Source organism: Nonomuraea fuscirosea, from assembly GCF_035917475.1.
In the GTDB taxonomy this organism is placed as follows: domain Bacteria; phylum Actinomycetota; class Actinomycetes; order Streptosporangiales; family Streptosporangiaceae; genus Nonomuraea; species Nonomuraea fuscirosea.
Window position 1 is genome coordinate 8,231,924 of record NZ_CP109074.1, and the last position, 21,495, is coordinate 8,253,418.

General features: G+C 71.3%; 21 protein-coding genes and 1 riboswitch. Of the genes, 15 read left to right on the forward strand and 6 right to left on the reverse strand.

What is annotated here, in order from left to right:
- Positions 1–13: 13 nt before the first annotated feature.
- Positions 14–700, reverse strand: coding sequence for an SDR family oxidoreductase (locus OIE67_RS37340; protein WP_326629392.1), 687 nt, complete (start codon positions 698–700; stop codon positions 14–16).
- Between the two features lie 56 nt (positions 701–756).
- On the opposite strand from OIE67_RS37340, the gene OIE67_RS37345 reads away from it, so the two are divergent.
- From OIE67_RS37345 to OIE67_RS37355, 3 genes are read left to right on the forward strand one after another with little or no spacing between them, the layout of a single operon-like run.
- Positions 757–1,287: a PadR family transcriptional regulator gene (locus tag OIE67_RS37345; protein ID WP_106248311.1), complete on the forward strand. Its 531-nt coding sequence runs from the start codon at positions 757–759 to the stop codon at positions 1,285–1,287.
- Between the two features lie 17 nt (positions 1,288–1,304).
- Positions 1,305–2,258 carry an ATP-binding cassette domain-containing protein gene (locus tag OIE67_RS37350; protein ID WP_326629394.1) on the forward strand — a complete coding sequence of 318 codons (954 nt, stop codon included), beginning with the start codon at positions 1,305–1,307 and terminating at the stop codon, positions 2,256–2,258.
- Positions 2,255–3,004 carry an ABC transporter permease gene (locus OIE67_RS37355; protein WP_326629396.1) on the forward strand — a complete coding sequence of 250 codons (750 nt, stop codon included), beginning with the start codon at positions 2,255–2,257 and terminating at the stop codon, positions 3,002–3,004. The genes OIE67_RS37350 and OIE67_RS37355 overlap by 4 nt, the downstream gene beginning before the upstream one ends.
- On the opposite strand, the gene OIE67_RS37360 is transcribed toward OIE67_RS37355, so the two are convergent.
- Both OIE67_RS37360 and OIE67_RS37365 read right to left on the reverse strand, forming a co-directional pair.
- On the reverse strand, positions 2,984–3,817 hold the full coding sequence (locus OIE67_RS37360; RefSeq protein ID WP_106248307.1) for a MurR/RpiR family transcriptional regulator: 834 nt from the start codon (positions 3,815–3,817) through the stop codon (positions 2,984–2,986). The two genes, OIE67_RS37355 and OIE67_RS37360, sit on opposite strands and share 21 nt — an antisense overlap.
- Before the next feature lie 144 nt (positions 3,818–3,961).
- On the reverse strand, positions 3,962–5,683 hold the full coding sequence (locus OIE67_RS37365; RefSeq protein ID WP_326629399.1) for an ABC transporter ATP-binding protein: 1,722 nt from the start codon (positions 5,681–5,683) through the stop codon (positions 3,962–3,964).
- 216 nt (positions 5,684–5,899) lie between these two features.
- Between OIE67_RS37365 and OIE67_RS37370 the strand changes: the two genes are divergently transcribed.
- The 5 genes from OIE67_RS37370 to OIE67_RS37390 all read left to right on the forward strand — a co-directional run bounded on the left by OIE67_RS37370 (position 5,900) and on the right by OIE67_RS37390 (position 11,846).
- Positions 5,900–7,276: a DUF4331 domain-containing protein gene (locus OIE67_RS37370; RefSeq protein ID WP_106248305.1), complete on the forward strand. Its 1,377-nt coding sequence runs from the start codon at positions 5,900–5,902 to the stop codon at positions 7,274–7,276.
- A gap of 152 nt (positions 7,277–7,428) precedes the next feature.
- Positions 7,429–8,628: a tetratricopeptide repeat protein gene (locus OIE67_RS37375; RefSeq protein WP_326629402.1), complete on the forward strand. Its 1,200-nt coding sequence runs from the start codon at positions 7,429–7,431 to the stop codon at positions 8,626–8,628.
- Positions 8,625–10,400 (forward strand): High-affinity nickel-transporter, encoded by a 1,776-nt coding sequence (locus tag OIE67_RS37380; protein WP_326629404.1) that lies wholly within the window; start codon positions 8,625–8,627, stop codon positions 10,398–10,400. Before OIE67_RS37375 ends, OIE67_RS37380 begins: the two co-directional genes overlap by 4 nt.
- A 70-nt stretch (positions 10,401–10,470) precedes the next feature.
- A complete protein-coding gene (locus OIE67_RS37385; RefSeq protein ID WP_326629406.1) occupies positions 10,471–11,058 on the forward strand; it encodes a PadR family transcriptional regulator in 588 nt (195 codons plus the stop codon).
- The gene (locus tag OIE67_RS37390; RefSeq protein ID WP_326629408.1) at positions 11,055–11,846 is read left to right on the forward strand and encodes an SGNH/GDSL hydrolase family protein; all 792 of its coding nucleotides are present in this window, start codon (positions 11,055–11,057) and stop codon (positions 11,844–11,846) included. The genes OIE67_RS37385 and OIE67_RS37390 overlap by 4 nt, the downstream gene beginning before the upstream one ends.
- A 26-nt stretch (positions 11,847–11,872) precedes the next feature.
- Here the strand turns inward: OIE67_RS37390 and OIE67_RS37395 are convergent, their stop codons facing one another.
- Together OIE67_RS37395 and OIE67_RS37400 are read right to left on the reverse strand one after the other, a co-directional pair.
- Complete coding sequence (locus OIE67_RS37395; RefSeq protein WP_106248299.1) at positions 11,873–12,625, reverse strand: hypothetical protein; 753 nt, start codon at positions 12,623–12,625, stop codon at positions 11,873–11,875.
- 66 nt (positions 12,626–12,691) lie between these two features.
- Complete coding sequence (locus OIE67_RS37400) at positions 12,692–13,396, reverse strand: FadR/GntR family transcriptional regulator (RefSeq protein WP_326629411.1); 705 nt, start codon at positions 13,394–13,396, stop codon at positions 12,692–12,694.
- Positions 13,397–13,520: 124 nt separating this feature from the next.
- Between OIE67_RS37400 and OIE67_RS37405 the strand changes: the two genes are divergently transcribed.
- The 7 genes from OIE67_RS37405 (at position 13,521) to OIE67_RS37435 (ending at position 20,934) form a co-directional block, all read left to right on the forward strand.
- Positions 13,521–14,891: a glutamine synthetase family protein gene (locus OIE67_RS37405; RefSeq protein WP_326629414.1), complete on the forward strand. Its 1,371-nt coding sequence runs from the start codon at positions 13,521–13,523 to the stop codon at positions 14,889–14,891.
- Between the two features lie 9 nt (positions 14,892–14,900).
- A complete protein-coding gene (locus OIE67_RS37410) occupies positions 14,901–16,244 on the forward strand; it encodes an aldehyde dehydrogenase family protein (RefSeq protein WP_326629415.1) in 1,344 nt (447 codons plus the stop codon).
- 5 nt (positions 16,245–16,249) lie between these two features.
- Positions 16,250–17,014 carry a 3-oxoacyl-ACP reductase gene (locus OIE67_RS37415; protein ID WP_326629418.1) on the forward strand — a complete coding sequence of 255 codons (765 nt, stop codon included), beginning with the start codon at positions 16,250–16,252 and terminating at the stop codon, positions 17,012–17,014.
- A gap of 9 nt (positions 17,015–17,023) precedes the next feature.
- Positions 17,024–17,716 (forward strand): gamma-glutamyl-gamma-aminobutyrate hydrolase family protein, encoded by a 693-nt coding sequence (locus OIE67_RS37420; protein ID WP_326629420.1) that lies wholly within the window; start codon positions 17,024–17,026, stop codon positions 17,714–17,716.
- Positions 17,717–17,798: 82 nt separating this feature from the next.
- Positions 17,799–17,896, forward strand: a riboswitch (glycine riboswitch).
- Positions 17,897–18,027: 131 nt separating this feature from the next.
- Positions 18,028–19,113, forward strand: coding sequence for a glycine cleavage system aminomethyltransferase GcvT (gcvT, locus tag OIE67_RS37425; protein ID WP_106248290.1), 1,086 nt, complete (start codon positions 18,028–18,030; stop codon positions 19,111–19,113).
- On the forward strand, positions 19,110–19,502 hold the full coding sequence (gcvH, locus tag OIE67_RS37430; protein ID WP_326629423.1) for a glycine cleavage system protein GcvH: 393 nt from the start codon (positions 19,110–19,112) through the stop codon (positions 19,500–19,502). The genes gcvT and gcvH overlap by 4 nt, the downstream gene beginning before the upstream one ends.
- Positions 19,503–19,557: 55 nt before the next feature.
- A complete protein-coding gene (locus OIE67_RS37435; RefSeq protein ID WP_106248287.1) occupies positions 19,558–20,934 on the forward strand; it encodes an L-serine ammonia-lyase in 1,377 nt (458 codons plus the stop codon).
- Here OIE67_RS37435 and OIE67_RS37440 read toward each other — a convergent pair.
- A complete protein-coding gene (locus OIE67_RS37440) occupies positions 20,915–21,430 on the reverse strand; it encodes a hypothetical protein (RefSeq protein ID WP_106248285.1) in 516 nt (171 codons plus the stop codon). The genes OIE67_RS37435 and OIE67_RS37440 overlap by 20 nt on opposite strands.
- Positions 21,431–21,495: the final 65 nt, after the last annotated feature.

Here is a 21,495-nt window from a genome sequence, read left to right on the forward strand (position 1 = left end):
GGATCCATTCAGCTCAGTTGACGGGACCCCCTCGGGGCCGCACGGTCAGCTCGGTGAGGTGCGCGTCGGGGCCGGCCATGACCGCCGCGAGCAGGGCCCGCGCCACGGTCTCCGGTTCGAGGTACTTCTCCGGCTCGAACGCGCCGCCCTCGTACGCCCGCACCTCCCGCTGCATCTCGGTGGCCGTCCGCCCCGGATAGACGGTCGTGACCCGCAGCTCAGGCTCCTCCAGCCGCAACGCGTCGGCGAAGGCCTTCAGCGCGAACTTGCTGGCCGCGTAGGACGCCCAGTGGGGGTTGGCCCGCTGGCCGGAGCCGGAGTTGACGCAGACGACGTGGCCGCCGGCCCGCCTGAGCGCGGGCAGCAGCAGCCTGGTCAGCTCGGCGACCGCGATCACGTTCAGCTCCATGGTCTGCCGCCAGGCGTCGGCCGGCTGGTCGGCGATCCGGCCGAGCCGGCTCATCCCGGCGCTGTGCACCAGCACGTCGAGCCGCTCGACGCCGGCCACGTCGGCCGCCGTGACCCGGGTCAGCTCCACCGGCCAGGGGCGCGCTCCCGGCAGGTCGGCCGCCAGCGCGGCCAGCGCCCCCTCGTCGCGCCCGCCCAGGATGACGTCATGGGTCGGGGCCAGCGCCCTGGCGACGGCCGCGCCGACGCCCCGGGAGGCGCCGGTGACCAGCGCCGTCGGTCGTTCACTCATGGAAGCAGCTTATTTGACCTTGACGGATATTCAAGTTTGTATACAAACTTGAACACATGTCATCGACCCGGATCCTGATCCTCGGCGCCCTGCTGGACGGCCCCATGAACGGCTACGGGGTCCGCCGCCGCCTGGAGGTCATGGGCATCGAATCCTGGACCAACGTGGCGTTCGGCTCGATCTACCACGGCCTGAGCAAGATGGCCGACGAGGGCCTGCTGGAGGTCGTCGAGGCGGGCAAGGGCGGCAAGGTCGTCTACGCCCTGACCGACCTCGGCCGCGAGGAGTTCCACCGGATGCTGCTCAAGGCGTGGCACGAGCTCAAGCCCATCGTCGACCCGTTCCAGGTGGCCATGACGTTCATGGACCGGCTGGAAAAGCAGGAGATATTGACGGCGCTGCGTGGCAGGATGTCCCAGCTTCGGATGTACGTCGAAACCTTGGGACACATGACCGGCGTGAAACACGCCCATGGCGCCCCTGAGCACGTCAACGAGAACCTCGCCCTGCAGCGGGCCATGCTCCAGGCCCAGCTCGACTGGGTGGAGAAGGCGATCCCGAGGATCGAGGCCGACGAGTTGCCATGAAGGAGCTGACATCTCCGATGATCATTCAGGCAGAGGGACTGCGCAAGACGTTCACCACCAGGAGCAGGAAGGGCGCCCAGACCGTCGAGGCCGTGCGCGGCGTGGACCTCGGCGTGGCCAAGGGCGAGATCTTCGGCGTGCTCGGGCCCAACGGCGCGGGCAAGACCACCACGATCAGGATGCTGGCCACGCTGATCGCCCCCGACGCGGGCACCGCCACGATCGCGGGTCACGACCTGCGCAAGGAGCCCGCGCAGGTCCGGCGCAACCTCGGCTACGTGAGCCAGGCCGGCGGGGTGGAGGACACCACGAGCGCCAGGGCGCAGGTCATGATGGCCGCCAGGATCTTCGCCATGGCCGATCCCGCGCGGGCCACCGCCGAGGTGCTCGACCGCTTCGAGCTGACCGAGCTGGCCGACCGCCCCGGCCGTACGCTGTCGGGCGGCCAGAAGCGGCGGGTGGCCATCGCGATCGGGCTCGTGCACAATCCGCCGCTGCTCTTCCTCGACGAGCCCACCACGGGGCTCGACCCCCAGAACCGGGCCAACCTCTGGGACCGGATCAGGCAGTTACGCGAGGCGGGCACCAGCGTGCTGCTCAGCACCCACTACCTCGACGAGGCCGACGCGCTGTGCGACCGGCTGATGATCGTGGACCACGGCACGGTCGTGGCCGAGGGCACGCCGTCCGCGCTCAAGCGGGAGGTCTCCGGCGACGTGATCACGCTCAGGGTGAGCGAGCCGGAACGGGCGGCGGAGACGCTCAAGCCGCTGGCCCGCGAGACCCGCGTGGACGACGACCTGCTGCGCGTCTACGTGGACGACGGCGAGCACACGCTGCCCGCCCTGCTGCGGGCGCTGGAGGAGCAGGGCCTCGGCCTGACCTCGATCGCGCTCGACCGCTCCACCCTCGATGACGTCTTCCTGGCCAAGACCGGCCGATCGCTTCGTGACGCGGGAGCCGCCGTATGATCCGCCACACCGCGCTGTTCACCGGCTACGAGCTGAAGAAGTCCTTCAGCAACCCGATCTGGCCGCTGTTCGGCCTCATGCAGCCGGTGCTCTACCTGCTCATGTTCGCGCCCCTGCTGAAGTCGCTGACACCGGGCGGCACCACGGTGGACGCGCTGCGCATGTTCACCCCGGCGTCCATGATGATGATCGCCGTGTTCGGCTCGCTCTTCTCCGGGTTCGGGCTGATCGCGGAGCTGCGCAACGGCTCGCTCGAACGCTACGCCGTCAGCCCCGCCTGGCGGCCGGCGATCGTGCTCGGGCGGGTGGCCAAGGACATGGTCGTGCTGGTGGTCCAGGCCGTCCTGGTGCTGATCGTGGCCACCGCCATGGGGGTGCGCATCGGGGCCGTGGAGCTGGTGCTGGTGCTGCTGCTCATGGCCGCGACCGGGCTGTTCGCCTCGGGCCTGTCGCAGGGGCTGGCGCTGACCGTGCGCGACGAGAACGGCATGTCGCAGACGCTCAACCTGTTCCTGCTGCCGATCATGCTGCTGGCCGGGCTGTTCGTGCCGATCTCGTTCGCGCCCGACTGGATGAAGTTCCTGGCTCCGGTCAACCCGCTCTACCACGCGGTCGAGGCGGGGCGGGCGCTGTTCGACGGGCGCCTCGGCGATCCGTCGATCCCGATCGCGTTCGGGGTCTTCGTCGTGCTGGCGGTGCTCACGACGATGTGGTCGATGCGGTCGCTAGGCAAGATCGCCAGTTAGGAACGTGCCGGTCTCGTCGGCCATCCGCTCGTACTCCTCCAGCCTGGCCCGCGTACGCAGCGGCGCGGCGTCGGCCATGGCCTCCACCAGGGCCATGGCCAGGGCCAGCGGCGCCGCGTGCGAGTCGAACACGAGCCGGTCGCCCACGGGCGCGTCGAGCACGATCTCGGCCGGGAAGTCGGCCCGGTCGGTGATGGCGGCCACCCGCAGGCCCAGCTTGCCCGCGTACTCCAGCGCCCGCACCGCCTCCGCCGGATAGCGGGGCAGGACCACGGCCACCACCCACTCGGCTCCGGCCCGCCGGGCCGCGTGCAGGCCCTCGTTCAGCTCGGAGCCGCCGTGGGTGAGCAGCCGCACGTCGGGATGGATGCGGCGGGCGTAGTAGGCGAAGGTGGTGGCCAGCCCGCACGAGACCCGCAGCCCCAGCACGGGCAGCGGCTCGGTCGCGGCCAGGTGCTCGCCCAGCTCCTTCAGCGGCAACGCGGCCAGCCGCTCCCTGACCAGGGCCAGGTTGCGGATCTCGCAGTCGATGGCGCCGCGCAGCAGGCTCTCCTGCGGCGCCTCCGTCCCGCTGCCCAGCACCAGCGGCCGCAGCGCCTGGCGCAGCTCGGGATATCCGGCGAACCCGAGCACCATGGCGAACCTGGTCACCGAGGGCTGGCTGACCCCGGCCCGGTCGGCCAGCTCCACGCTGGACAGGAAGATGGCCTCGTCCAGGTTTTCGCTCAGGTAGTGGGCGATCCTGCGCTGCACGGGTGACAGCCTCCGGCCGTCGAGGAGCACACTCAGCCCGCCGTGATATCCGTCCGCCACGTCACCTCCAACACCGCCGACCCGGCATTCTCATCCCTCACACCGGTGACGGCTGGAAGCCCGCCCGGCCGGTCTCTTCGTGAATGAACCCATTCACGAAGAGACTAACCCGGCGCGACGCCCTGAACGGCGGGCCGGCGACGTTCAGCCGACCAGGAACTGGGTGGCGGCCAGCTCCCGGTAGAGCTCGTCCGTGCCCACCAGCTCGTCGTGCGTGCCGACCGCGCGCACGCCGCCGCCCTCCATCACCACGATGCGGTCGGCGTTGGTCACCGTGGACAGGCGGTGCGCGATGACCAGCACCGTGGTCTCCCTCGCGACCTCGGCGATCACCTCGCGCAGCCGCAGCTCGTTGACCGCGTCGAGCTGCGAGGTGGCCTCGTCGAGCAGCAGCAGGCGGGGCTTGCGCAGCAGCGCCCTGGCGATGGCCACCCGCTGGCGCTCCCCACCTGACAGCAGCACGCCGCGGTGCCCGACCGGAGTGTCCAGCCCGTCGGGGAGCCGGGCCACCAGGTCGTCGAGCCTCGTCCGCGCGATCGCCCGGTGCAGCTCCTCCTCCGTGGCGTCCCTGGCGGCGAAGAGCAGGTTCTCCCTGAGCGTGCCGGCCAGCACGGGAGCGTCCTGCTCGACGTAGCCGAGCGCGGCCCGCAGCTCGCCGAGCGGCCAGTCGCGGATGTCCCTCCCGTCGATGGCGATCGACCCGGACTGGTGGTCGTAGAAGCGTTCGAGCAGCGCGAACACCGTCGACTTGCCCGCCCCCGACGGCCCGACCAGCGCCGTCAGCCCGCCGGGTGAGACCTCGAAGCTGACGCCGTCGTGCACGACCGGCCGGTCGTCGCCGTACCGGAAGACCACGTCCGCGAACCGCACGCCGAACGGCCGCTCCTCGCGCCGCTCCGCGACGCCGACCGGCTCGGCGGGCAGGTCCTCGATCTCCTTGATCCGCTTCATCGCGGCGAGCCCCTGCTGCAGTTGCACGCCGCCCTGGACCAGCTGCCCGATCGGCGGCACCAGGTAGAACAGGTAGAGCAGGAACGCGATCAGCGACGACACCTCCAGCGTGCCGGAGGCGACCCGCGCGCCGCCGACCCCCAGCACGGCCAGGAACGCGATCTGCACCGCCATCCACGTCGCCACTCCCGCCAGCGACGTCCATCCGGCGACCTGCAGCCCCCGGTCGCGGGCCCGCACGGCCGCGTCGCCGACCACGGCGATCTCCCGCTCCTCGGCGCCGCTCGCCTTGACCGTCCGGTACGCCTGCAGCGCCCGGTCCAGCACCGCGCCCATCTCGCCCACGGCCTCCTGGGCCTGGGTCTGCGCCCGCTGGATCCGCGGCATGATCAGCGCCACCATCCCGCCGATCACCACCACCACGAGCAGCGTGACCAGCAGCAGCACGCCGTCCATGGTCGCCATCAGGACGATGGCCCCCACCAGCATGAACGCCGAGCTGACCGAGTCGACGATGCCGTTGGTGAGCACGGCCCGCAGCAGCGTCGTGTCACCGGTCACCCGCGACAGCAGGTCGCCGGGCTTGAGCCGGTCCACGTCCGCGACCTTGAGCCGCAACATCCGGTCCACCAGGCTGCGGCGGGCGCCGAGCACGATGCCCTCGCCCGTGCGTTCCATCAGGTAGCTTCCCCCGGCCGAGACGACCGCCCCGACGAGCACCGCCACGGTCAGCCCGAGCAACGGCGCCGCCATCGACCCGGTCTGCCCGAAGGCGTCCACCACATACTTGGCCAGCAACGGCATCGCCAGACCGGCCGCCGAGCCGACCAGGCCCAGTAATCCGCCCACGAGCAGGATCTTCCGGTGCGGGCGCACATAAGCCAGCAGTTCCCTGAGCACCACATCTCCCCTCACGACATTTCTCGATTCAGTCCAACGAACGGAACGCCGGGATCCGCACCGCCGGGACAGAGTCAACCTAAATTGACGACTTAAGTATGTCAACTTTGGTTGACGCTCATTCTCAGGGAGGAGACCGACATCCGCGGGCGGGCCACGGACGAATAGGGCGTCGAGGAATCCGGCCGGAACCTCGCACGTCACGAACAGCCCTTCCCGAAAGGACCGAACATGGAGCTCCGGACCAACCGGCGCGCTCTTGTCGGAATCGGCCTCGCCGCAGCCGTCGCTGTGTCGTCCCTGGCCGTGCTCCGCACCGACTCCGGCATCGCTTCCTCGCACCGCGAGGCCCCGATGATCTCGGGTGACCCGCAGCACGACAACACCGACGTGTACGCCTTCGTGAGTCCCGACAAGGCCGACTCCGTGACCCTGATCGCCAACTGGATCCCGTTCGAGGAGCCCAACGGCGGCCCGAACTTCTACCCGTTCGCGGTCAAGTCACGGCACAACATAAAGATCGACAACGACGGTGACGCCAAGACCGACATCACCTACGAGTGGACGTTCCGCAACGAGGACAAGCGCGGCAACGACACGTTCCTCTACAACGACGGCCCCGTCACCTCGCTGAACGACCCCAACCTGCTCTTCCGCCAGCGCTACACGCTCAAGCGGATCACCCCCGGCGGCTCCAAGACGCTGGTCGACGACGGCATCGTCGCGCCGAGCAACGTCGGACGCGCCTCCATGCCGAACTACGCCACCCTGCGCAACCAGTCGATCAAGAGCCTGCCGAACGGCGGCAAGACGTTCGCCGGGCAGTCGGACGAGGCGTTCTTCCTCGACCTGCGCGTCTTCGACCTGCTCTACGGCGGCGACCTGACCGAGGTCGGCCAGGACACCACCAAGGGCTACAACGTCAACACCGTGGCCCTCCAGGTCCCCGCCACGGACCTCGCGCTCAAGGGCGACCCCAGGCGCAACCCCGTGATCGGCGTCTGCTCGACCACCGACAAGTTCAACGGCGACTCCTTCGTGCAGGTCTCCCGCCTGTGCAACCCGCTGGTGAACGAGGTCGTCGCCCCCGCAGGGCTGAAGGACGCCTACAACGCCCTCGACCCGTCCAAGGACGCCGGCGTGCAGGCCCTGGTCGACCGGGTCACCGACCCCGAGGTGGCCAGGCTGCTGCAGAAGATCTACGGGATCAAGGCTCCGGCGACCCCGCGCAACGACCTGGTCGAGATCTTCCTGACCGGCATCGCCAAGCAGAACGGCCCCATCAAGGCCGACCTGAACTCGCAGGTGCTCAACAAGGACGCGGGCAAGCTGCGCCCCTCGGAGATGCTGCGGCTGAACATGGCGGTCCCGCCGGCCAAGAACCCCAACCGGCTCGGCGTCCTCGGCGGCGACCTCGCGGGCTTCCCGAACGGCCGCCGGCTCGCCGACGACGTCGTGGACATCGAACTGCAGGCCGTGGCCGGCGCCGCGCTGACCGGCAAGCTCGTTCCCGGACTGACGGACAAGGTGGACAGGAACGACAAGCCGTTCGGGCAGACGTTCCCGTACATCCCGCTGCCGAGCAACGTGGCAGTGAACCAGCGCTGACCCTCCTGACCGGCCGGTCCCTCTCCAGACCGGCCGGTCCGCCCCGGCGGCAGGCACCCGTCTCCCATCGCCTGCCGCCCGCAGAAAGGGCCGGCCGGCCGTGCTCCCCGTCACGGCCGGCCGGCCCCACCTCCGACCCTGGAGCCTTGGACATGCGTGCCTTCGCGATATCCGCCGCCCTCGCCCTCGCCGGGGCGATGCTGTTCACGATCCTCACCTTCACGGCCACGCCCGAGCCACTGCCGGTGGCGGACGCGCAGCGCCGCGAGACGTTGCAGGAGCGGCTCAGGCGGCTGCCCGGCGACCATCGCGGCTGGGCGCGACTCGCCTCCCAGTACGTGGACCAGGCCAGGGTCACCGGCGACCCGGCGTACTACGGCAAGGCGGAGGGCGCGCTCGCCACAGCCGCCCGGCTCGACGGCCGCGACGACGCCGTCCTCGCCGCCCAGGCGGCGCTGGCCGCCGGCCGGCACGAGTTCACCGACGCGGTACGGCTGGCCGAACGCGCCATCGCGGCCAACCCGTACGGCGTGGCCGCGTACGGCGTGCTGGCCGACGCCAGAACCCAGCTCGGCGACCTGCGCGGGGCGAAGCGGGCCGTGGACCGGATGATGGAGCTGCATCCCGGCGTCCCCGCCTTCACCCGCGCCTCCTACGCGGCCGAGCTGCGCGGCGACCTCGGCAAGGCCCGCGAATACCTTGAAATGGCGCAGAACGACGCCTGGGCGCCCGCCGACGTCGCCTACACCCGCTACTACCTGGGCGAGCTGGCCCTCCACTCGGGCGACCTGAAGACCGCGGCCGACTGGTACGGCAAGGCCCTCACGGCCTACCCCGCCTATACGCCCGCCCTCGCCGGCCAGGCCAGGGCCGCGGCGCTCGGCGGCCGGCTCACCGAGGCGCTCGCCCTGTACGAGCGCGTCGTCGAACGGCTCCCCCTCCCCCAGTACCTCATCGAGCAGGGCGAGACCCGGATCAAGGCCGGGCAGCGCGCCGACTGGACGCTGCTCAGGGCCCAGCGCAAGCTCTTCGCGGCGGCGGGCGTGCGCGACGACCTGACCTGGGCCGAGTTCGAGGCCGACCACGGCGACCCGGCCACGGCCGTGCGGCACGCCAGGGCCGAGTACGCCCGCAACCCGAACCTCGTCGCCGCCGACGCCCTGGCCTGGGCCCTGTTCAAGGCGGGCGAGCCGGCCGAGGCGCTTCGCCACGCCGAGCGGGCCACCGCGACCGGCTGGCGCAACCCGCTGCTCGCCTACCACCGCGCCACGATCGAGCGGGCACTCGGCCGCCCGGCGCGGGTGGATCCGGCCTTCGACCCGACGCTTTCCGCACTGGCGAGGTTCTCATGAGAGCGGTCCTGCTCGCTTTGCCGTCCCTCGCGACGGGCCTGCTGCTGTCCCTGTCCACAGCCCTGCTGCCGGCCGCCGCCCACGCAGAGACGCCCGCCCGCACCACCCACGCGCAGACGCCCACCCGCACCACCCACGCGCAGACGCCCACCCGCACCACCCACGCGCAGACGCCCACCCGCACCACCCACGCGCAGACGCCCACCCGCACCACCCACGTGCAGACGCCCGCCTTCATCGCCCACGCGGGGACGGCGGCCACGCTGCCCGGCTCCGCCGCCCGCGCGCGGGCGCTGGCTCATCCGCTCGGCCGGTTCACCGTCAACCACTACAACGGGCTGCGGGTCTCGGCCTCGGGCGTGCGCAACCTCGCCGTCGTGGACCTGGCCGAGTTGCCGACCGTGCAGGCCGAGCCGGACGTGGACGCCGCCTACCCGGCCCGCCGCTGCGCCGCCCTGGCCGCCGCCCAGCGGCTGGAGGTGGCCGGGCGGACGGTGCCGTGGCGGGTGGAGGGCTCCTCCTTCACCTACGCCCCCGGCGAAGGGGGCCTGCGGACCAGCCGCCTGTCCTGCCGGCTCGTCGCCGACGTCCGCGCCTCGGGGGCCGTGACGTTCAGCGACGGATTCGAGCAGGACAGGATCGGCTGGCGCGAGATCACCGCCGTGGGCGACAGGGTGCGCCTGACCGGCTCCTCCGTGCCCGCCCGCAGCATCAGCCAGGAGCTGCGCTCGTACCCCGACGACCTGCTCACGGACCCGCTCGACCAGCGGACGGCCACCTTCACCGTCTTCGGCACGGTCTCCGGCACGGTCTCCGGCACCGTCTCCGGCGTCCCCGGCAACGCCGCTCCCGGCGCGTCCGGCGTCCCCGGCAACGCCGCTCCCGGCGCGTCCGGCGCTCCCGGAGGCGGCGTGCCCGGCGGGATCGAGATCGGCGGGCCGATCGGGGACGCGCTGGCCGCGCTGGACCGGACGTTCACCGGCCTGATCGGCTCGGAGACGCTGACGGTGCCGCTGGGCCTGCTGGCGGTCGCGCTGGCCGTGGTGCTCGGGGCCGGGCACGCGCTCATCCCCGGGCACGGCAAGACGATCATGGCCGCGTACCTGGCGGGCCGGCGCGGACGCCCGCGCGACGCGCTGGTGGTGGGCGCGACAGTGACGGCCACGCACACGGCCGGAGTGCTGGTGGTGGGGCTGCTGCTGACCGTGTTCACGGCGCTGGCCGGGGAGTCGGTGCTGGCCTGGCTGGGGGTGGCCAGCGGCGTGCTGATCGCCGTCATCGGCCTGCGCCTCCTCCAGAACACCCGAAACGGCCACACGTACGGACACGGACACGGACACGGCCACGGCCACGCACACGACCACGACCACGACGGCCATGGCACCCATCAGCACGACCACGACCAGGACGGCCACCACCACCACGACCACGACCACGACCAGCATCGCTCCAAGCGCCGGGGCCTGATCGGGCTCGGGGTGGCGGGCGGTCTGGTTCCCAGCCCTTCCGCCCTGATCGTCCTGCTCGGCGCGATCGCCCTCGGCCGTACCTGGTTCGGCGTCGCGCTGGTCACCGCGTACGGCGTCGGCATGGCCGCCACCCTCACGATCACCGGCCTGCTCCTGGTCAAGCTGGTGGACCGGCTGGAACGACGCGCCTCGGCCGGCCGCCGCCTGGCCGCGAAGCTGTCGGGCCTGGCCCCGATGGGCACGGCCGCCATGGTCGTCCTCCTCGGCGCGGGCCTGGCCCTGCGCTCCGTGGTCGCCCTCTAGCGCGCGCCCGCACCCACCGCCTATAGTCACGTTCATGACTACTCATATCCATGAGTACTACTGATTCGCGATGGCTCTCAGGCATGCGGTGCTGGCGGCGCTGCTCGACGGCGAGTACAGCGGCTACCAGCTCACCAAGATCTTCGACATCGGCGTCTCCAACTTCTGGTACGCCGCCCCCCAGCAGCTCTACGCCGAGCTGACCAAGCTGGAGGCCGGCGGCCTGGTCACGGGCCGGGAGGTGGTCCAGCGGGGCCGCCCCAACAAGCGCGTGTTCAAGGTCACCGAGTCAGGGCTCGCCGAGCTGGCCGCCTACGCCGCCGCTCCGGCCAGACCGCTGGTCCTGCGCGACGACCTGGCCGTCAAGGTGCACGCCGTGGACCTGCTCGACCCCGCGCCGGTGATCGAGCAGCTACGCGACCGCGCGCGGGAGGCCGGCGCCAAGCTGGAGATCTTCGAGCGGATCCTGGCCGGCCTGCGCGGCGACCTGGACGAGGAGACGTTCCTGCGTGAGGGCGAGCACGTGGGCCCGTACCTGTCCGGCCAGGCCGGCTGCCGGCTGGCCCGCGAGACGCGCGACTGGTGCCTGAGCACCGCGCGGACGCTGGAGGAGCGCTCGGAAAGGGCACGCGAGCGCATCGGGAAGGAGACCTCATGACCGCCTACACGCGTTACGTCGCGCTCGGGGACAGCCAGACCGAGGGCCTGGGCGACGGCGACGACGTCAACGGCCACCGCGGCTGGGCCGACCGCCTGGCCGAGCACCTGGCCCGCGCCAACCCCGGGCTGCGTTACGCCAACCTGGCCGTGCGCGGCCGGGTGGCCGCCCAGATCCGCGCCGAGCAGCTGGACGCCGCGCTGGCGCTGCGGCCCGACCTGGTCACGGTCATGGCGGGGATGAACGACATCATCCGCCCCGGCTTCGACGCCGCCGCGGTGGCGGGCGTGGTGGAGGAGATGTTCGCCGCCCTGACCGGGGCGGGCGCGCACGTGGTCAGCGTGACGTTCCCCGACATCGCGAAGATCGCCCCCATGGCCCGGCCGCTGCGGCCCCGGGTGCTCGACCTCAACGACCGCATCCGCGCCGCCGCCGCCCGGCACGGGGTCGCGCTGGTGGACACGTTCGCGATGGAGTTCGTCACGGACGCGCGGATGTGGAGCGTCGACCGCCTGCACGCGAGCCCGGCCGGGCACGCCCGCATCGCCGCCGCCATGGCGCACGCGCTGGGGCTGGCCGGCAGCGACGACTCGTGGATGCTGCCCTTCCCGCCCCTGCCTCCGGCGGCGAGGTGGCGGGTGGCGGCGGGTGAGGTGCGGTGGTTCGCCACGTTCGCGGGGCCGTGGATGGCCCGCCGCCTGCGCGGCCGCTCCTCGGGCGACGGCCGCACGGCCAAACGCCCGGACCTCACCCCGTGGGTGCAGCCGATCTCCGGCACGTCGCTGTGAGGCCCTGAGGCACGCCGGGACAGCTGTCAGGTGTGCCGGCGCCCGCGCCGGGTGGACGGCAGGTCGTGCCGCCCGGAGAGGAACTCCTGGAACGCGATCTTCGCCTTGATCACCGGCCGCCGTAACCGCTCCTCCCGGCGCACCGCCCTGGCCACCTTGCGCGGCGAGCCCTTGGCGAAGAACCAGTGGGCCCACGGCGAGCCGGGCCGCGCCAGCCGGATCGCGCCGACCAGCAGCATGGGCGGCACGAAGAGCCCCGCCATGCCGGTCCAGATCTTGCCCTTGAGCAGCGTGACGACGGCGAGCGCCAGGTTGGCCACGATCAGCATGGCCGGGTTGACCGGGGTGCCGTAGTTCCAGGTGAGCGGGCGCAGGCCGATGAGGAGCAGGCCGGTGACGGCGACCGCGATGAAGACGGCGTCCACCGAGGTGCGGCCCTCCTCCTCCCAGTAGACGTCGTGCAGGTGCAGGATCAGCGCGAACTCGTCCAGCACCAGCGCCGAGCCGACGCCGAACACGGAGGCCGCGGCGGCGGTGCCGATCTGCGAGCCGGGCGAGACGATGAGGGCGACGCCGCCGATCAGCATCAGCACCACGCCGAAGACCACGTGGTGGATGTGCATCTCGCCCACGTTGACGTTGCGGAACCAGCCGATCTTCGCCCTGATCAGGCGCACGTTGATGCGGGTGGCGATGAAGGCGACGATGAGCATGACGAAGTAGCAGAACAGCGGCAGCCGTCCTGTGGAGATGATGCTCTGCTGAAACCAGTTCTGCATGGCCCTTGCGTTCGATGGTACGAGCCGCGAGCCCCTTCCCGGCCCCATTGTCCCGATCATGGCCGGTCAGGATAGGAATGCCCGCAGCAGCGCGGCCGTCCCCTCCAGGTGCTCGGTGACGGCTCGCCTGGCCGCGTCGGGGTCGGCGGCCAGGATGGCGTCCACGATGGCCTGGTGCTGGACGGCGGCGTGGTCGAGGTTGACCTGGAGCATCGGGATGGCGTTCAGCAGGTCGCTGATCCTGGAGCGGGCGTCGGCGCACGTGGTGGCGAGCAGGGCCGAGCCGGTGAGCTCCGCGATGGACAGGTGGAAGGCGGTGTCGAGGCGGCGGTAGTCGTCCAGCCCGGCCCGGTTGAGCTCGGCGAGCCGGTGGACGAGGACGGCCTTCCTGTCCTCGGTGAGGTCGCAGGTGGCCAGGATCTGCGCGGCCCCGCAGTCCACCGCCAGCCGGAAGGTGAGCGCGTCCGACAGTTCGTCCTGGCCCATCCTCCTGACGGCCTGGCGCAGGTCGCCGGCGTCGGGCTTGGGCGGGACGTAGGTGACGAACGCGCCGCCGTAGCGGCCCCGCCGTACGTCGAGATAACCCGCGTCGGACAGGGCGCGGATCGCCTCGCGCAGCGTCACCCTGCTGATGCCGAGCCGCGCGGACAGCTCGCGCTCGGCCGGAAGTTTGTCGCCCGGCGCGACCACGCCGAGTTTGATCGCCTGGAGCAGCCGTTCCACGGTCTCCTCGAAGGCGTTGCCGGCCCTGACCGGCCGCAACACCGTCATCAAACGCGCCGACTCGTCCAACGTGTCCTCAGGTCTTGACAAGCGATCGTGGCATGCACATCAATGGTCTGAGACTAGCCCAATCAACGGGTAAGCGCGTCAGGCCAGATCGGAGCGACGTAGCGTGAGCGGACGAGCGAGCACCGGGTTCCTTTCCGTCGCCGAGCTGCGTGACGAGGTGGCGCTCGGGCGGATCGACACCGTGCTCCTCGCGATCGCCGACATGCAGGGCAGGTTGCAGGGCAAGCGGCTGTCGGCGCGGTACTTTCTCGAAGAGGTGCTGCAGCACGGCTCCGAGGGCTGCAACTACCTGCTCGCCGTCGACGTGGACATGAACACCGTCCAGGGCTACACGATGTCGTCCTGGGACCGGGGCTACGGCGACTTCGTGATGAAGCCCGACCTCGCCACGCTGCGCCGGGTGCCGTGGCACGAGGGGACCGCGATGCTGATGGCCGACCTGACCTGGGAGGACGGCGGCGAGGTGACCGCCTCGCCGCGCCAGATCCTGCGCCGGCAGCTCGCCCGCCTGGCCGACCGGGGGCTGGCCGCGTACGTGGGCACCGAGCTGGAGTTCGTCGTCTACGACGACAGCTACGAGGACGCCTGGCGGCGGGGCTACCGGGACCTGTCGCCCGCCAACCTCTACAACGTGGACTACTCGCTGCTCGGCACGGCCCGCGTCGAGCCGCTGCTGCGCCGGATCAGGCGCGACATGGAGGGCGCGGGCCTGTACGTCGAGTCCGCCAAGGGCGAGTGCAACCTGGGCCAGCACGAGATCGCCTTCCGCTACGCCGAGGCCCTCACCACCTGCGACAACCACGCCATATACAAGAACGGCGCCAAGGAGATCGCCGCCCAGGAGGGCCGGTCGATCACCTTCATGGCCAAGCCGAACCAGCGTGAGGGCAACTCCTGCCACGTGCACATCTCCCTCCGCGGCGAGGACGGGGAGCTCGTCATGGCGGGCGAGGGACCGTACGGGCTCTCGCCGCTCGGCGCCCGCTTCATCGCCGGGCAACTGGCGTGCATGCGGGAGCTGACCCTCTTGTACGCCCCCAACGTCAACTCCTACAAGCGTTTCGTCCCCGGCAGCTTCGCCCCCACGGCGGTCAAGTGGGGTGTGGACAACCGCACCTGCTCGCTCAGGCTCGTCGGCCACGGCCCGTCCCTGCGGGTGGAGAACCGGGTGCCGGGCGGCGACGTGAACCCGTACCTGGCGGTGGCGGCGCTGGTCGCGGCCGGCCTGCACGGCATCGACGCGGAGCTGCCGCTGGAGGACCCGTGCGCGGGCAACGCCTACACCAGCGGCGCCGAGACCGTGCCGCACACGCTGCGCGACGCGCTGGCCCTGTTCGAGGGGTCGAAGCTGGCCAAGGAGGCGTTCGGGGAGGACGTGGTCGACCACTACGCGAACAACGCGCGGGTGGAGCTGGCCGCGTACGACGCGGCGGTCACGGACTGGGAGCTGTTCCGTGGTTTCGAACGGATGTGAGGGGGACGCATGAAGATCGTTAATCCGGCCACCGAGGACGTCCTGGCCGACGTCGAACTCTTCGACGCGGCCGAGGTCGACCGGGCCGTGGAGCGTGCCAGGAAGGCGTACGCGACGTGGCGCGAGGTGGCCCCCGGCGACCGGGCGCGGCTGCTGCGCCGCTTCGCCGACCTGGTGGACGCGCACGGCGCCGAGCTGGCGGAGCTGGAGCTGGCCAACGCCGGCCACACCGCCGCCAACGCCCGCTGGGAGGCCGGCAACGTCCGCGACGTGCTGCACTTCTACGCCGGGGCGCCGGAGCGCGACCACGGCAGGCAGATCCCGGTGCCCGGCGGGGTGAACCTGACGTTCCAGGAGCCGCTGGGCGTCGTCGGGATCATCGTGCCGTGGAACTTCCCGATGGTGATCATGACGTGGGGCATGGCCCCCGCGCTGGCGGCCGGCAACACCGTGATCGTCAAGCCGGCCGAGTGGACTCCGCTGACCGCGCTGAGGCTGGCCGAGCTGGCCCTGGCGGCGGGCCTCCCCGAGGGGGTGCTCCAGGTGCTGCCTGGGGCAGGGGAGGTCGCGGGGGCCCGCCTGGTCGAGCATCCGGACGTGGCGAAGATCGTGTTCACGGGTTCGACCGAGGTGGGCAAGGAGATCGCGGCCACGGCGGCGCGCCAGGTCAAGCGGGTCACGCTGGAGCTGGGCGGCAAGTCGGCCAACATCGTCTTCGCCGACGCCGACCTGGTCAAGGCCGCGCGCACCGCTCCCTACGCCGTCTTCGACAACGCGGGCCAGGACTGCTGCGCCCGGTCGCGCATCCTCGTCCAGTCCTCCGTGTACGACGAGTTCATGGCCCTGCTCGCCCCGGCCGTCCAGGGCGTCAAGGTCGGCGACCCGCGCGACGAGAGCACCGAGATGGGCCCGCTGATCAGCGCCGAGCACCTCGACCGCGTCCGCGGCTTCGTCGACGGCACCCCCTGGCTGCAGGGCTCCTGCCCGCAGGGCAAGGGTTACTGGTTCCCGCCGACGGTACTGACCCCCGAGCTCACCGACCGCGCGTTCACCGAGGAGATCTTCGGCCCGGTCGTGTCGGTGGCCAGGTTCGAGGACGAGGCGCAGGCCGTGCGGATCGCCAACGACACCCCCTACGGCCTGAGCGGCTCGATCTGGACCCGCGACGTCGGCCGGGCGCTGCGCGTGGCCAGGGCGGTCGAGTCGGGCGCGCTGTCGGTCAACTCCCACTCCTCCGTCCGCTACTGGACCCCGTTCGGCGGCTTCAAGCAGTCCGGCCTCGGCAGGGAGCTCGGACCGGACGCGCTGGCCGCGTTCACCGAGACCAAGAACGTCTTCATCTCATCGGAGTGACACACATGCAGCGGTTGCAGGATCGGGTGGCGGTCATCACCGGCGCGGGCGGCGGCATCGGGCTGGCCACGGCCCGCCGCTTCGCCGCCGAGGGCGCCAAGGTGGTCTGCGCGGACATCGACGAGGAGGCGGGGGTCAAGGCCGCGGCCGAGGTCGGCGGCCTGTTCGTACGGGCCGACGTGACCAGCGAGGACGACGTCGTACGGATGTTCGCCACGGCGCACGACACCTACGGCAGCGTGGACATCGCCTTCAACAACGCCGGCATCTCGCCGCCCGACGACGACTCGATCCTGGAGACCGGCATCGACGCCTGGCGTCGCGTCCAGGAGGTCAACCTGACCAGCGTCTACCTGTGCTGCAAGCACGCGATCCCGTACATGCGCCGCCAGGGCAAGGGCTCGATCATCAACACCGCGTCCTTCGTGGCGGTGATGGGCTCGGCCACCTCGCAGATCTCCTACACCGCCTCCAAGGGCGGGGTGCTGGCGATGTCGCGGGAGCTGGGCGTGCAGTTCGCCAGGGAGGGCATCAGGGTCAACGCCCTGTGTCCGGGCCCGGTGAACACGCCGCTGCTGCAGGAGCTGTTCGCCAAGGATCCGGAACGGGCGCGGCGGCGGCTGGTGCACGTGCCCGTCGGCCGCTTCGCCGAGGCGTCGGAGATCGCGGCCGCGGTGGCGTTCCTGGCCAGCGACGACGCCTCGTTCATCACGGGCAGCGAGTTCCTGGTGGACGGCGGCATCTCCGGCGCCTACGTCACACCGCTCTAAGGGGGTCCCATGGTGCGTCGTCCCGTCATCGGCATCACCAGTTACGTCGAGCCGGCCTCGTTCACGGTGTGGCAGGACACGACGGCGGCGTTGCTGCCGTACGCGTACGTGGAGCAGGTCGTGCGGGCCGGCGGCCAGCCGGTCGTGCTGCCTCCGGCCGGCGAGCCCGCCTCCGTCGTGCGCGGCCTGGACGGGCTGATCCTGGCCGGGGGCGGCGACATCGACCCGGCCAGGTACGGCGCCGCCCCGCACGAGCGGCTCGGCTACGTCAGGGAGTTCCGCGACGAGGCGGAGTTCTCCCTGCTCGCCGCGGCCCTGGACGCCGGGCTGCCGTACCTGGGCATCTGCCGCGGCCTCCAGGTGCTCAACGTGGCCCTGGGCGGCACCCTGCACCAGCACCTGCCCGACGTGGTCGGGCACACCGGCCACTGCCCCGCCCCCGGTCGCTTCGGCGACCTGCCGGTGAGCGTCGTGCCCGGCAGCCGGCTGGCCAAGGCGCTGGGCGAGGAGCCGGTGGCGGTCCCGCACTACCACCACCAGGCCGTCGACCGCCTCGCTCCCGGCCTGGCGGTCACGGCCACCAGCGCCGACGGGACGATCGAGGCCGTGGAACTCGACGCGGCCTTCGTGCTGGCCGTGCAGTGGCACGCGGAGATGGCGGAGGGGCACGCGTTGTTCGACGCACTGGTGTCCGCCTGCTGAGACGCACCCGCCGGCGACCGGTCACGACTCCCCTGGACGCGACAACGACCCCCGGACGGCACTAGGCTGGCGGGCATCACCGACCAATCGTGCGGGAGAGCACCCTGACAGCCGGTCAGGGTCCCTGAAGGAGCAAGCCCTCCCCGCAAACCTCTCAAGGCAAAGGACCGCACGGCTAAGGGTGACCTCTGGAAAGCAGGCCTGCGGGCCTCGCCGAAGGTGAAAGTCCGGCAAAAGTCGGGCGAAGCTCTCAGGCATCGATGACAGAGGGGGAGGATCCTGGCATCCAACCCTGTCCTGAGGTGCGACTCATGTCCCGACCGACACCGCTACGAGACGTTCACGAGAGCCTCGGCGCCACGCTGACCGACTTCGCGGGCTGGCTCATGCCGCTCCGGTACGGCAGTGAGTCCGCGGAGCACAAGGCCGTGCGCGAGGCGGCCGGGCTGTTCGACCTGTCCCACATGGGGGAGATCTTCCTGACCGGGCCGCAGGCCGGCCAGGCCCTGGACCACGCGCTGGTCGGGCATCTGTCGGCGCTGACGCCCGGGCGGGCGCGCTACACCATGATCGTGGACGAGCGCGGCGGGGTGCTCGACGACCTCATCGTCTACCGGCTCGGGGACGAGGAGTTCATGGTCGTGGCCAACGCCTCGAACTACGAAAAAGTCGGAAATGAGCTGAAAATTCGCTCTAAGGCGTTCGATGTGGTCGTCGAGGACCGGTCGGACCAGTACGCGCTGATCGCCGTCCAGGGGCCCCGCTCGCAGGAGATCCTGGCCACGCTCACCGACGCCGACCTCGCCGGGCTCAAGTACTACGCCGGGCTGCCCGGCGTGGTGGACGGCCGTCAGGCCCTCATCGCCCGTACCGGATACACCGGCGAGGACGGGTTCGAGCTGTTCGTCGCCAACGACGACGCGGTGCCGCTGTGGCACGCCCTCACGGCGGCAGGCGAGCCGTACGGGCTCAAGCCCGCGGGCCTGTCCAGCCGCGACACGCTCAGGCTCGAAGCCGGCATGCCCCTGTACGGCAACGAGCTGCACGCCGAGCTCACCCCGTTCGACGCGGGGCTGGGCAGGGTGGTGAAATTCGACAAGCCCGGCGACTTCGTCGGCAGGTCGGCACTCGAGGCGGTCAAGGACGACACGCCGCGACGCCGGCTCGTCGGCCTGGTCGCGCGGGGCCGCCGGGTGCCGCGCCACGGTTACCCGGTCACCAAGGACGGCGCCGTCGTCGGCGTGGTCACCAGCGGCGCGCCTTCCCAGACCCTGGGAAAGCCGATCGCGATGGCCTACGTGGACACCGGCGCCGAAACAGGCCTGGCCGTGGACATCCGGGGCAGCCATGAACCTATGGACGTGGTCGAGCTGCCCTTCTACAGGAGGAACAAGTGAGCAACATCCCTGACGACCTCAGCTACACCAAGGAGCACGAGTGGGTGGCCGGCCTCGAAGACGGCCTCACCGTGACCGTCGGCGTCACGGCCTTCGCCGCCGAGGCCCTTGGTGACGTCGTCTACGTGCAGCTCCCCGACATCGGCTCGACCGTCGAGCGGGGCGACTCCGTCGGCGAGGTGGAGTCGACCAAGTCCGTCAACGAGATCTACGCGCCGGTCGGCGGCGAGATCGTGGAGGTCAACCAGGCCGTCGTGGACGACCCCAGCCTGGTCAACAGCGACTCCTACGGCGAGGGCTGGATGTTCAAGGTGCGCGTGGAAGGCGACGCCGAGGACCTGCTCACGCCCGAGGAGTACACGGCGCTCACCAAGGGCAGCGAGTCCTGACCCACCGCCGGGGCCCGCACGGACGGGCCCCGGCCCCTAAGAAGGGCGCACATCAATGGCGATCAGCGTCTTCGACCTGTTCAAGATCGGTATCGGACCGTCCAGCTCCCACACCGGCGGCCCGATGGCCGCCGCGCACAAATTCGCCCGCGGCCTGCACGAGGACGGCCTGCTCGACCGGGTGGCCCGGGTCGAGGCCATCCTGTACGGCTCGCTCGGCCTGACCGGCAAGGGCCACGGCAGCGACAAGGCGGTCCTGCTCGGCCTGTCCGGCGAGAAGCCCGAACTGGTCGACGTGGACAGCGTCGAGACCCGCGTCGCCGCGATGCGCGAGTCGGGCACGCTCCAGCTCTACGGCACGCACGAGATCCCGTTCGTCGTCGGCGAGCACCTCGTCTTCGAACGCAAGATCTCGCTGCCCGAACATCCCAACGGCATGCGCTTCACCGCCTACGCCGCCTCCGGCGAGCCGATCAGGGAGAAGGTCTACTTCTCGGTCGGCGGCGGCTTCGTGGTGGACGAGCAGGCCACCGGCGCCGACCGCATCAAGCCCGACGACACGGTGCTGCCGTTCCCGTTCACCACCGGCGAGGAGCTGCTCAAGCACTGCTCCAACACGGGACTGTCGATCTCGGCCCTCATGCTGGAGAACGAGCAGGCGTTCGGCCGGACCGAGGAGCAGATCAGGGAGGGCCTGCTCAACCTGTGGCGGGTGATGTCGGAGTGCGTGCGCCGCGGCATCTCCAAGGAGGGCGTCCTGCCCGGCGGCCTGAAGGTCAAGCGCCGCGCCAACCAGCTCCACCGCCGCCTGCAGTCGGAGCCGGCCGAGAAGGACCCGCTCCAGGCCATGGACTGGGTGACGCTCTTCGCCCTCGCGGTCAACGAGGAGAACGCCGCCGGCGGCCGCATCGTCACCGCCCCCACCAACGGCGCGGCCGGCATCATCCCCGCCGTCCTGACCTACTACACCCGCTTCGTCCCCCACGCCGACGACGAGGGCGTGGTCCGCTTCCTGCTGACCGCCGGCGCCATCGGCGTGCTGTTCAAGGAGAACGCCTCCATCTCCGGCGCGGAGGTGGGCTGCCAGGGCGAGGTGGGTTCGGCCTGCTCCATGGCCTCCGCCGGCCTCACCGAGGTGCTCGGCGGCACCCCCGAGCAGGTGGAGAACGCCGCCGAGATCGGCATCGAGCACAACCTGGGCCTGACCTGCGACCCGATCGGCGGCCTGGTCCAGATCCCGTGCATCGAGCGCAACGCGGTCGCCTCCAACAAGGCCATCACCGCCGCCAGGATCGCCCTGCGCGGCGACGGACGGCACTACGTGGCGCTCGACAAGGCCATCAAGACGATGCGCATCACCGGACAGGACATGCTGGACAAGTACAAGGAGACCTCACGCGGCGGCCTGGCCGTCAACGTGATCGAGTGCTGACCGGGCGGCGGACGTGCAGCCGGACGACGGCGGGGGTCTCGTCATCGCGGACCTCCCGCCGGATCCGCCCGACGATGTCGCCGTCCAGCTTGCCCACCACCGCGCCTACGTCGGCCGCCGCCGGGCAGGTCAGCGCGATGCGCAGCCCGTCATCGGCCACCCTGACCCCCGCCCGGCCCAGCCCCTCCACGCCCTTGAGCCCCACGAACAGCATGGCCGTGCCCGTGCCGTTCGGCGTGCCCCTGCGGCCCCAGCCCAGGCAGAGCAGCAGCCAGCGCAGCGAGACCAGGGCCAGCAGCATCAGGCCCAGGGCCAGGAACCACAGCGGCCACGGCTCCTCCGCCAGCGTCCGGTACGCCGGCGCGGGCAGCACCCTGGCGCCCGGCGGCAGGCCGAGGAAACGGTCCTCGCCGCGCAGCCACGCGTAGATCCCGAGGCCCAGCAGCGTCGCCCCGACGACGGCCAGACCGACCCGATTCCCGGTGTACCGCCGCATCACACGCCCTTCCCGCTGTCCCGGCAGATGGCACGATCCCGCATCACACGGGCCCTCCCGCGGTA